6 protein-coding genes and 2 pseudogenes are annotated in these 12,000 nt (G+C 42.7%); 5 read left to right on the top strand and 3 right to left on the bottom strand.

All coding sequences use genetic code 11. The features are described from left to right. The 3 genes and pseudogenes from VE944_RS19935 to hetR all read left to right on the top strand — a co-directional run. A pseudogene (locus VE944_RS19935) lies at nucleotides 1-148 on the top strand (inorganic phosphate transporter); the annotation flags it as partial. A 931-nt stretch (nucleotides 149-1,079) separates the two neighbouring features. Beyond that, complete coding sequence (locus VE944_RS19940; RefSeq protein ID WP_324980754.1) at nucleotides 1,080-3,491, top strand: EamA family transporter; 2,412 nt, start codon at nucleotides 1,080-1,082, stop codon at nucleotides 3,489-3,491. Nucleotides 3,492-5,644: 2,153 nt separating this feature from the next. Beyond that, nucleotides 5,645-6,544, top strand: coding sequence for a heterocyst differentiation master regulator HetR (gene hetR / locus VE944_RS19945; protein ID WP_324980758.1), 900 nt, complete (start codon nucleotides 5,645-5,647; stop codon nucleotides 6,542-6,544). A 433-nt stretch (nucleotides 6,545-6,977) separates the two neighbouring features. Here the strand turns inward: hetR and VE944_RS19950 are convergent, their stop codons facing one another. Further along, nucleotides 6,978-7,664, bottom strand: a complete 687-nt coding sequence (locus VE944_RS19950; protein ID WP_324980761.1) for a hypothetical protein — start codon at nucleotides 7,662-7,664, stop codon at nucleotides 6,978-6,980. A gap of 488 nt (nucleotides 7,665-8,152) precedes the next feature. Between VE944_RS19950 and rpsD the strand changes: the two genes are divergently transcribed. Next, nucleotides 8,153-8,761, top strand: a complete 609-nt coding sequence (rpsD, locus tag VE944_RS19955; protein ID WP_152589456.1) for a 30S ribosomal protein S4 — start codon at nucleotides 8,153-8,155, stop codon at nucleotides 8,759-8,761. A 170-nt stretch (nucleotides 8,762-8,931) separates the two neighbouring features. Here the strand turns inward: rpsD and moaA are convergent, their stop codons facing one another. After that, a complete protein-coding gene (gene moaA, locus VE944_RS19960; RefSeq protein ID WP_324980768.1) occupies nucleotides 8,932-9,918 on the bottom strand; it encodes a GTP 3',8-cyclase MoaA in 987 nt (328 codons plus the stop codon). A gap of 162 nt (nucleotides 9,919-10,080) precedes the next feature. Between moaA and VE944_RS19965 the strand changes: the two genes are divergently transcribed. Further along, a complete protein-coding gene (locus VE944_RS19965; protein WP_324980771.1) occupies nucleotides 10,081-11,112 on the top strand; it encodes a hypothetical protein in 1,032 nt (343 codons plus the stop codon). Between the two features lie 321 nt (nucleotides 11,113-11,433). Here the strand turns inward: VE944_RS19965 and VE944_RS19970 are convergent. Continuing rightward, nucleotides 11,434-12,000 (bottom strand): annotated as a pseudogene (locus tag VE944_RS19970) (S-layer family protein); the annotation flags it as partial.

Raw genomic sequence — 12,000 nt, forward strand, 5'->3', positions numbered from 1 at the left:
TGTAGTTGGTATTGGACTAGTGCAAAATATCAAGTCGATTAAGTTTCAAACACTAAAAGGCATTGCTGGCGCATGGCTAATTACAATCCCCGTGAGTGCTGCCCTTAGCGCTGCCATCTTTAGCATCGCCCGGATTTTATTTCTCTAAGAATTATTAATATTTTCCTAACTTTTTTGTCTACTTCATCTATTCAAAGTAGAACCTACACTGCAACAACGCCAAAAAAGCGTATTTTTGCAGAACTGCTGTTCATTCATTAGAATGTTGTGCAGGGGATAGCGTAACTTTGAATTTCCACAGAAAGATACTTTAATCTCCATTTAGAGATATAAACTGTCACACAAGTTACATTCCACAGGAATTTACAGTTAATTTCGCAAGTCAAGAAGAGGAAAAGGGCAGGGAGTAGGGGGGGAAATCCCCATACATAATAAATTTATTTGCTTTCATATCATGTCCGCTAAATTACCCATAATAAAAGAACCCCACCCCCAACCCCTCCCCGCTTGCGGGGAGGGGAGACAAAGCATAGCTTTGGTGGGGTGGGGAACTTCTGGTTTAATAAGCAATCAAGCGGACATGATATCAAACCCTTGTGGCAGGCGGAAAGATACTAGAATTCCCCCTGCCCCCCTGCCTCTTCAGTCAGACAATTTTGTGGCAATAATGCACCCATCTGCAAGTCTTTGACAATTACTATTGGTAGCAAAACAATAAATGTTTATTTGGAGTGAGATTTATTTAAAAGTAAAAATCTCATTAGCAAATAGGTTGATGTAAATTAAACTGACCAAAACAAAAAAGGTTTGAGTTGAAGCGACTTACAGCCATACGGATAATCCAAAGTCCAAAATCGAATGACAAAATACTTGTCAATCCTGAAGAAAACACTGTGTATTAAGCAGTAAGGTAAATTTGATGCTTTGCCAAGTTGTGCTCAGTATGACAGAATTACGTTGAAATGCGGAAGTGCTGTTAAAATTTTTAATTTATCTGACAAAATACAGGAATTAGTATGAGCGCCAATAAAGTGTACCGGAAGCAGCTTTATCGTCAAGGTGTTAGAGGTTAGAAGCTAATGGGGCGATTCGAGAAGCAACCAGAAAACCCGAGAGTCAGAGGCGAGCTATCCAGAGCAGCAGAAAATGCTCTTTGGGCTGTAGTTGAAGATTTAGAAAATCTTCAGCAAAATGTCCTCAGAGGATTGCAGGAAGACGTAAAGCGACTTCAGTCAGAAAAAAACCGATTATCTGATGATATTCAAAGCTTAGTAGAGGAAAAAGAGCATTTACAACAAGTGCGCCAAATTACTGAGCAGCAAGTGTTAATTCGGCAACTGGCAGAAGTTCTGGCAAAGCATATATCTTCACAACTGCAATCCTCTCTGGCAACTTTAGCTAACCAAACCATAGAGGGCAACTCTTACGATCAAGCTGCGCTTAAGTCGGCTGAAGTAAGCAGCAATGTAGTAGGTGAAATTAATGAAAAAGTCGAACACATGTTTGACAGCTTGGATGATACCGTTACTATTACCTTTAACTCGCTGCAACAGGAGCTGAAGAACTATCAAAGTAATCTTTCCCAACAGTTGTCACGGATGTACAGCCAGCAGCAGCAAGGGGAAACGATTTTGGCGGAGTTTGTTAATCGCCTGCATGGAGAACTAGACAAAACTATTGAAGTTGCTTCACGCAAACCAGCGACAGCAGGTATACCTACTGTTTTGCAGTTTACCGAGCCAGAAAAAAATAGTTCTTTTGAGACATCCTCGCCACAGGTTGGCGAAGTAGTAAGAAATTCCTCTGAGCCAATTTCCCCGATCGCTAATAAATTTTCACCAAGGGAAACGACATCAGAGCCAACCGTTGTTAAAGAAAACGGCGCAAACCCAATTTCTGCCCCCAGCAAAGACTTATCCCAAAGGGAAACAACATCACAGCCGCCGGTTCTTAGAGAAAACGTCGCGAACTTAATTTCTATCACCAGTAAAGACTCGTCCCAAAGGGAAACGACATCAGAGCCGACTGTTGTTAGAGAAAACGCCGCGAACCCAATTTCTTTCCCCAGCCAAGATTTGTCCCAAAGGGAAACGACATCAGAGCCGATTGTCGTTAGAGAAAATGCCGCGAACCCAATTTCTGTCCCCAGCCAAGACTTGTCCCAAAGGGAAACTAAATCAGAGTCGAATGCTGCTGTAGTTCCGCCACCAAAAGAAAACGCTGCTGAACCAATTTCTGTCCTTAATAAGGACTTGCCAGAAAAGGAAACGACATCAGAGCCTCCTAATGTATCTGTGCCACAGCCGGAAGCAATACAAACTTCACGAAGGAGAAACGCTGCTGAATCAATTTCTCTCCTCCGCAAGAACGTATCGCAGAGCAAAGCTCAATCCTCACCGATCGCTCCGCTAGAGCCGCCACCAGCAAAACCGCCACAATCGCGATCGCGCAATTCCTCTGGTTTATCGTCGATCCAAATCGGTTTATTATTGATTGTCTTATCGGCAGTGCTATCGTCGCTTTATAACGTAGCCATTAAGGTAATTTTCCACGAAGGTTCCCAAATTTTTGGAGTATTAGATGTAGAGCGCTTGCTGCCGCCGACTTTGGGCAATACTTTCTTAATTTTGACCCTACGGTTTATGGTAGTAGTACCACTAATGGTATTGTTGTCGCCGATACTACATCCAACCTTATGGCAAGACTTAGAAAACTTGGCTAACTCAGTTAGAGGAAATCCCACAGCTGCTAATGCAGCTACCAAGCAGATTTTGCTGTTGTCAGTTGTGAGTGGCTGCTTTCTGTTTTTGTCTCAGGTTCTCATATACATTGCGATCGCTCAAGTCACCACAGGAATGGCGATCGCACTGTTCTTTATTTATCCGATGGTTAGTGGTTTATTGTCGTGGTTTCTGTTTCGCGATCGCCCCACCATATTTCGCATCAGTGCGATCGCTGCAATTTGCTGCGGTGAATTGTTGGTTTTAGGAGGTTCTCCCAACCCAGGTATGGGTAATACTTCAATGGGAAGCAGCGCCGCCATTCTTTCCGGCGTGGCTTTTGCAGCCTACATAATTCTGACGCGGGTTTGTGCTAGCAAACTGCATCCCGTGACTTTTACTTTAATTAACTTCGCCACCATGCTGCTGTTGAGCTTTATCTGTTTGATGCTACCTTTACCAAGCGATTGGAACTTGGTAGTTGATACCTCTAAGATGCTGGAACTGGTTTTAAGTGCATTTATTTTGGGTGTGTTAACTCTTGCCGGCTATTTGCTGAATAATGTTGGTATTAGTAAACTAGGTGGTTCGCGATCGGCGCTCATCGGTGGTACTATCCCAGTTTTAACCGTGATTTTCGCTGGGCTAATCATTCAAGAAAATTTGGATATTGTGCAAATTCTGGGAGTGTTGTTAGTAACCTTTGGCGCGGCCGCTTTCAGCTTTGAAACAATGCGAAATCAGGTTAAACCCTCTAATCCCACCAATTAAATGACGAGTTCAATCAGTTTAGGTGTGGTGGGAGGTATAGCTCCCATCACTCTGGGCATAAATCCTGACGCGAATACGCCTAGTTGCAACTTCTCTAAATCATCTGAACAAACAACATCCCCGACTTCTGTGAGAAGCCGGGGATCTCAATTTTTACGAATAATTTACGGCTGCTGTAAGTAAATGGGTAAGAATAATTCAAACTACATTAACTGATGTAATGTAAAAAATATTGAGGCGTTGCTGAATTGAAGTATGAATCTGGATGTAGAGACGTAGAACTGCTACATCTCTACAAGGATTTTGGTATTATCCAAAATCATTTTCATACATGGAATCAGCAACGCCAATATTGAAATTAGTTTGTAGTGAGCGGCTGGAGCCGCTCTCTGTGAGACGCTACGCGAACAAAGTAAGGCTAAAACCGCTTTCTACAAGACACTACGCGTAGCTTGCTTCCCCGCAGGGGTACACTACATTATTTACGCCATCCTACTTATAAGTGGAGATAGCACTTAATAGATGAGTCAACAGTAATTAGAAGAACTTGACTTGTAATATATTTTTAGGAATTTAGCCTGATACAGATAGGAAAACACGTATATGTAAGCAGTACGAGTAGTACTGACTCAAGCAATTTAGCACGAGTACTTGCTCACAAAGAAGATTGGCAAGGAGTTAAGACCATTGCAGCACGTTTTGGAACTAGGAGATGAAGAAGTAACAGAAGTATTTAGAGTAACCCGGTTTTTAAGCATGGTAGACTCAGTAAATGGGCAAGAATAAAATGACCTATGTTACAGAATGTAAAGTTAATTAAATTGAGTTGTAGTAGACCTTCAGACCTTAAAATAGGGTTAGAGCCGCTTACTACAAATCTTTAATTATTCACGCCAACTTACTTATTGGGTTTAGTGAAATGGTATTTTTATTTACGTCGGTCTGCATTAGTCAATTTGGTCTGCGATGCCTACGGCGGTAAACTACGCCCAGATGCCTAGAGAAAGAAGCTTATATCGTAGCTTGCTGCGGATTCTCTTCCTTTTATTTACGCAATTCAACATCCGTCAAATATATAGAACAGTGAGGTAAAAATATATTTAAAAGTAGCCAATGAATTAGTTAAATCATGAAAATTTAAAATTCTTTCATGAAAAAAATATCTAAATAATCATAAAATCCACTATGTTTTATTTATTTGGATTTGACTAATAACTAGTTATTCGGCTATTAGCATAATTAACAAAGCCTAATAAGTATGCAATTAATTCAGAGTCAATCGAGGCTTTCTGTGTAAAATTATCAACACAAAAAGATAATTACGAATCAGATTTACTAGAAAAAAGACAATATCATCAAACCTTGATTTAGCAAGAATAGAAATTACTTAAGTAGGCATTATTTATAAACTTTCAAACACATGAATTTGTTACAAACTGAAAAAAAGATGATATGATAAAAAACGAGAATTGAAAAAACAACAGGTGTTTTGGAAATTGGAATTAATTGCTCTACTTGATGTCTACTATCTTCCCTCAAGCCAAAGGCTTATAGTGGCGAGACATCACTGGAGGTTGTAAACAAAATAATAGTTCGCAACGAGCCGTATGGCTCAACCTCTGAATGTTTCTATACCTGGGAAGCGATTTCTTTTTAGACTAGTCCCAATTATTTCTAGTCACTTGTGTGCTAAAAATAATTCGCTAAAGCTGAATAAAAACCATCTTTTTTGAGTAACAGATATCCCAGATAAACCGCGCAAACTAGTTTTTACTCCAAGTCGGCATAGTGCCATAATTAAGGTGTAAATAGCTTGACGTTGTTGCTCTAGAAAGATAAAAAAACTCAGAGAACTTAAAGGCTTTATAGATTACTTGTAACACAGTTGACTTTTGGGACGGAAACGGTGATCAAGCTGAACTTGCTGATGTCTGTAATTTTCTGGTCAGATGCAAAGACAGTTATAGTAACCACAACTAAATCTGCCTTAATACCAGAAAATATACGAAAATGGTAGTTTGGGCTACCACGGATTTCATAGTTATCGCATACTAATATAGTCTGAAGTGAAAACATTGCCTTCAGCCAGGTGTATACTACCTATTTTCAATCCATTAAAAATTCTGTAAACGTGCTATTCAATTGTCTGTAATATGAGTAACGACATAGATCTGATCAAACGTCTTGACCCCAGTGCGATGGATCAGATCATGCTTTATCTGGCTTTTAGTGCCATGCGGACGAGTGGGCACAGGCATGGGGCATTTTTAGACGCAGCCGCAACAGCAGCAAAATGTGCAATTTACATGACCTATCTGGAGCAGGGACAAAACCTGCGGATGACAGGGCATTTGCACCACCTGGAGCCGAAACGGGTAAAAATTATTGTAGAAGAAGTCAGACAGGCTTTAACAGAAGGCAAACTATTAAAGATGCTGGGTTCTCAGGAACCACGCTATTTAATTCAATTGCCTTATGTCTGGCTAGAAAAGTATCCTTGGCAACCGGGGCGATCGCGCGTTCCTGGTACCAGTCTGACAAGTGAAGAAAAAAGACAAATTGAGCAAAAACTGCCCAGTAATCTACCTGACGCTCAGTTAGTTAGCTCTTTTGAGTTTCTGGATTTAATTGAGTTTTTGCACAGGCGATCGCAAGAAGACTTCCCACCCGAACACCAAATGCCTTTGAGTGAAGCCTTGGGTGAGCATATCAAGCGCCGTCTGCTCTACTCAGGAACGGTAACACGCATTGATTCTCCTTGGGGAATGCCCTTCTATGCTCTTACCCGTCCTTTTTATGCCCCCGCAGACGATCAAGAACGCACCTACATCATGGTAGAAGATACCGCTCGGTATTTCCGCATGATGAAAAATTGGGCAGAACGGCGACGAAATGCCATGCGCTTACTGGAAGAACTTGATATCCTCCCAGAAAAAATGGAGCAGGCTATGGAAGAATTAGATGAAGTTATCCGTGCCTGGGCAGATAAATATCACCAAGACGGGGGTATTCCAGTAATTTTACAAACAGTTTTTGGCGAAAGAGAAGACTAGCTCCGCAAGGCGGAAGTCAAAAGTCAAAAGGCTCTAATTTTGGGCTTTCTGGCTGTAATGAAATGGTAGTTTATTTTCGTCGGACTGTACTAGTAGCGGTACACAAAATTCAAAAAGCTAATTAGGCTTTTCACTGATTTTGTCCGTTGCTTAATACTAGGGAGATGGTTCTTCTACTTAGATTGTAACACTGTACTAGTAATAATAGTACAAAAGTCACAAAATCGCTTGTGACTTTTGTGTTGTAAGTGTTTAGTTTGAATAACTTGCAATCACAGGACAATTATACGGCGAAGTCCTGTTCACCCAGTATATGAAATTTAAATGTGGAACATTACCCATCAGTTTAAACGTGACAAATTAGTAGGGTGGATATTTTAATATCCACCCTACTAATTAACCTGTATTCTCAGTTAACTACAAAGGATTGTAATTAATTCGTCGTGCCGGGTTGCGTTGGCACAATCGGTTGCGTTGGAATAACCGGTTGTGTTGGAACACTCGGTTGCGTTGGAACACTTGGTTGCGTTGGAAATGGGACAGTCTCTAAACTTGGATTTGAACCCGCAGGTATTATAGTTGACGGTGGAGAGGAAGATGAAGCACCGATAACACTATCATCAGCACTGATACAAGTATCTAACGCCTGTGTAGCAGGAAAGTCGATTTGACTACGCAAGCCAACTACACACTGCCCAAAGCGCACGGGTAACAAACTACGTCCACAGTAATCTAGAGCTGCCAGATTAGCTTCTTCCTTGGTACTTAAGCTAACACCAACTACACAGGTAGCTAACTCCTCAGGACGCCGGGCCCTCCCACAAGAAGAAAGCGCATCTGTCGCGGCAATTTGGGTTTCCTTATCAATTTTAACCACGCAAGCAGCCAAATCTTTTGGACGCAGTGCTGCTGCACAACCAAGTGAAGCCGCTTCTGCCGTTACACCCACGCTCAAAAGGCGACCTGCACAAACACTATAATCATTCTTGTAGGAAGCAGCGATCGCTGTATTCGGTAAGAGTGTTGCCAAGCATCCAGCTATAGCCACTGGTACTGTTAAAATCCTGGAGGTGGAACTGGCTTGTTTGTTCTTACCTCTATTAACCGCTTTATTGCTCATTAACATTGCCATTCTCCAAACACCCAAAGTTATGCTAACTCAAATATCTTAAAAATCCTCTGTAATTAAAGAATTTCGGCGGTAGCAAGCTATAGACATAATTAATTATGCCGGAAATTGTGTTAATATAACTGTTTGAAAGATAAGTAGGCAACGTAAAAAGTATTTCAAAGTAAGAATACTACGTAAATCAATCTGATTATTGAGTAGCCTACGAAACTAAATAAACACAAAAAACTTATTGGCAGGAGTACGGCGTGACAGGCCGGAATTCAGGCTTGAAAGCCAGTATGTCGGTTCTACCGACTTAAAGCAACTGGCGTAATTGATGCCTCTACATTGGTAGGATACGTCATACCAAGGTAAGCACACTCAAAAAACCAAAAATCCTCTGATTTTTAATCAGAGATATGTCAACATAGTATGTCAGCTATGTTTGGCTAAATATGTTTGGCTAAAGTTTAAACAGGATTAGATTAAGGAAACTCATGTCCCGATATAGAGGGCCACGCCTCAGAATTGTACGCCGCTTGGGCGATTTACCAGGATTAACTCGTAAAAGCGCTAGACGGGCTTACCCGCCTGGTATGCATGGTCAGAACCGCAAGAAGCGCTCTGAATATGCTATCCGTCTAGAAGAAAAGCAAAAGCTCCGCTTCAACTACGGTTTGACTGAAAAGCAATTGCTGCGCTATGTGCGGAAAGCCAGACGTGTTACTGGTTCTACCGGACAAGTGTTGCTGCAATTGCTAGAAATGCGCTTGGATAATACCGTTTTCCGCTTGGGTATAGCCCCGACTATCCCAGCAGCTCGTCAACTGGTAAACCACGGTCACGTAACTGTTAACGGTCGTGTGGTTAATATTGCTAGCTATCAATGCCGTCCTGGTGAAGTAATTGCGGTCAGGGATCGGGCACAATCACGGAAGTTGGTGGAAGCTAACTTGCAATATCCCGGTTTGGCAAATCTCCCCAGTCATTTGGAGTTTGACAAAAATAAGTTGGTTGGTAGAGTCAACAGCGTTATTGAACGTGAATGGGTGGCACTACAAGTTAACGAACTACTTGTGGTGGAATACTACTCACGACAAGCGTAATAGTCATTTGTCCTTAGTGAGCCAGTGCGGTCTTCTCCCAAGGGGAGACGCCAAGGGCGATGGGGGTTTCCCCCATGAGCAACTAGCGTTAGCGCAGCGTTAGCGACGCAGGAGCGTCACCCGAAGGGTCATTTGTCCTTAGTTATTTGCAAAGGACAAATGACCAATGACTATCCGCCAATTTGCGACATGGTGCGGGTATATGTACCTGAAATGCCAGAATCGCGCCCTTTAAAGTTAATTTCTGGCTTGATTGCTAGTAAATTACTCACCTGCTCTTGTAATTGGGCGGTACTAGTGCCAGAACGCAAAGCAGTTTTTAAATCTATTTGACCAGTTTCATTTAATAAACAAGGACGCAGCCAGCCATCAGCACTCAGGCGCATCCGGTTACAACGATCGCAAAAACACTCCGACATTTGACTAATAAATCCCAGTGTCCCCTTCGCACCGGGAATTTGAAAAACATCAGCAGGGCCAGCACCACGAACTTGTGATTCTGTCAAGCCCCAGCGATCGCGAATACGTTCTCGTAAATCGGCTGAAGATACCCAACCGCGATCGCCAAACAAATGCATATTACCAATGGGCATAAATTCAATAAATCGAACGTGCCACTGTTTATCAATTGTCAGGGCGGCTAAATCGAGAACTTCGTGGTCATTAACACCAGGAATCACCACCACATTCAGCTTCAGGGGGTCGAATCCGACCTGATGGGCAGCTTGAATCCCCTGCCAAACTTGTTGCCAACGAGAACGCCCCTGATTACCAATAATTTGATCAAAAATGTCGGGATCAAGCGAGTCCAGACTAATATTAATTCGTCGCAGCCCTGCATTGTAAAGGTTTTGTGCCATCGGAGCTAGCAAAAAACCGTTGGTAGTCATTGAGAGGTCTTGAGTTTGGGGGAGACTTGCGATCGCGCTTACTAAATCTACCACGCGCGGACGCAACAAGGGTTCACCCCCAGTTAACCGAAACCGGGTAAAGCCTACTGGAATAAATACCTCTTTAATTAAGGTGAGCAGTTCCTCATTAGTCAACAACTGTTGCTTGAGAATATAATCCAGTTCTACTCCCTCTGGCATACAGTATTGACAACGAAAATTGCAGCGATCGATTAAGCTTATGCGGAGGTAGTCTACCTGATTCATCGTTTTATTTTTATTGTCTCTAATTAATTAAAGACTTTACAAAGTTGGTTTACGCCTTCCTACTATATTTGTTGTAACTGAAGATACCGTACCCCCCCTTAAGTGAGAGTCCACAGATTGTGGCATAATAAGCCGATCGCATCTACTAGTTAGTCATCAATCGTGCAAGACACCGACTCCATAAACGACCTTGCTGCTGCTTTACTACAGCCAGCAGATATCAGCTTTGAACTGCCCGATCCAGAAGATGAACAGATTCTAGAATCAGATTTTCAACAGCAGCTAGAAGTAGCTTGGCAGGTATGCGATCGCTTTGATTTGCAAACTGAAATTTGGCGGGGGCGAATTTTACGCGCTATCCGCGACAGAGAGAAAGTTGGTGGTGACGGACGCGGTACTGGCTTTCTGCGATGGCTAAAAGAGCGGGAAATCAGCAAAAGTCAAGCATATTCCTGGATTCAACTGGCGAATAGTGCCGATACTCTCATCGAAGACGGTAAACTTGATCCCGGAACTGTAAACAACTTCAGCAAACGGGCATTTGTTGAAACCTCCAAAGCAGTCCCAGAAGTGCAACAGATGGTGAGTGAAGCCGCCCAAAAAGGCGATCGCATCACCAGGCGGGAAGTGCGTCAACTCAGCGATGAATGGACAGCCATGTCCTCAGATTTATTACCCGAAGCAGTCAAAGAAAAAGCAGCAGATAACACCCTTCCCCCACGTTATATCGCCCCACTGGTGAAGGAAATGGAAAAACTGCCAGAATCGCACCAAAAGTTTATCCAAAAGGAAATTGCTGCTAATCCTGATGTGGATACCCTGAAACAGGTAACTACAGAAGCGCGTAACTTAGCCAAATATCTGAAAGGGGCGGCTCAAGTTCAGGCACTAACGAAGGAAGATGTTGATATTGAAACAGCCTTAGAAGAAGCGCAAAGAGTCGGCTGTTTGAGTATTGCTGCTGATTTGGTCAATCAAGCATCGCAAATTGAACAAACGATCGCTAAATTGTACATGACTTGGAAACGAATCGGTAATTTAGCAGATCGATTATATGTAGATACTGGTGCAAGTACACCCAACTTGCGATCGCTCCTAACTTGCTTGGAACCTCTGGGTGGTGAAATTATGGAATTGCAACTTAGTGGTGCGACTGAACACACTATACGTCTGCAAATTCAAGAGACGAGTTAGAGAATAGGCAGTAGCGATGCCTACGGTGGTAACAGAGCTTTGTCGTACCCCTACGGGGAAGCTACGCGCAGCGTCTGTCTGCGACACGCTGCGCGTTCGCGTCAGCGTCCCGCAGGGAACGTAGAGAAGTGCTGGCTACGCCTACGCAATTTATCTTTCAGTCTTTGGAATTGCTGAGAGTAAGGCACGGAGGGCGTTATTAACAGCTTCTGATGTTTTAAATATCTCAGCGACATCAGCTACTTGCAATAACTTCTACTTACAAAACTTAATTTTTTCTAAGAGCTGATTCGCAAAGAGAATCTCGCCATATCTCAAATTCTAATTAGCAGCGCAAGATGTAGCTGTGAGCAAGGAGTTATGGGGCGTTGCAGTGGGTACTTGAGCAACCAGAACCACGTTCCCATTGGCATCTATAACCCACCCTTGGGCTTCCACAATTTGAGTAGGTTCATTGACAGAATTAACTTTCTGTAATTTTTCTTCTGTGTTTTGCTGCGCCTGAGCAACCACTTTTTTCTGAATAATGCCAGCACGATCCTGACTCTCTGGAGAGAGTGTAATCCAATCTGCCAACACCGCATCATCAGCTATCAATGGCTGCGTAGGATCGGCTACTAGTCCTCCACGCCCAGTTGTAATAAATGAACTCCTGGCTATTTTTCCACCAGAATCACAAGCAGCAACAATTTGCTGCGAAGCATCAACCAGATTTACAGGTAATTCTACTAATCCTTTACTGGGGTCAACATCTGGTGAGTTGATTTCTACAGTGCCATTTAATGTAGGGTTTTGCTGAGAAAACGCGGTGATGTCACTTGTTAGCAGCCTACTTGGATCTAGTGGCTGTTTAGGGTTCAACAGCCTTTCTACCTCTGCACGGGTGCG

Source organism: Nostoc sp. (assembly GCF_035638895.1).
Lineage (GTDB): Bacteria > Cyanobacteriota > Cyanobacteriia > Cyanobacteriales > Nostocaceae > Nostoc.

Excerpts from the sequence above, each read along its gene's own strand:
- VE944_RS19940 (WP_324980754.1), top strand. The coding sequence starts at position 1,080 with ATGGGGCGATTCGAGAAGCAACCAGAAAACCCGAGAGTCAGAGGCGAG.
- moaA (WP_324980768.1), bottom strand. The coding sequence starts at position 9,918 with ATGAATCAGGTAGACTACCTCCGCATAAGCTTAATCGATCGCTGCAAT.
- VE944_RS19950 (WP_324980761.1), bottom strand. The coding sequence starts at position 7,664 with ATGAGCAATAAAGCGGTTAATAGAGGTAAGAACAAACAAGCCAGTTCC.
- hetR (WP_324980758.1), top strand. The coding sequence starts at position 5,645 with ATGAGTAACGACATAGATCTGATCAAACGTCTTGACCCCAGTGCGATG.
- rpsD (WP_152589456.1), top strand. The coding sequence starts at position 8,153 with ATGTCCCGATATAGAGGGCCACGCCTCAGAATTGTACGCCGCTTGGGC.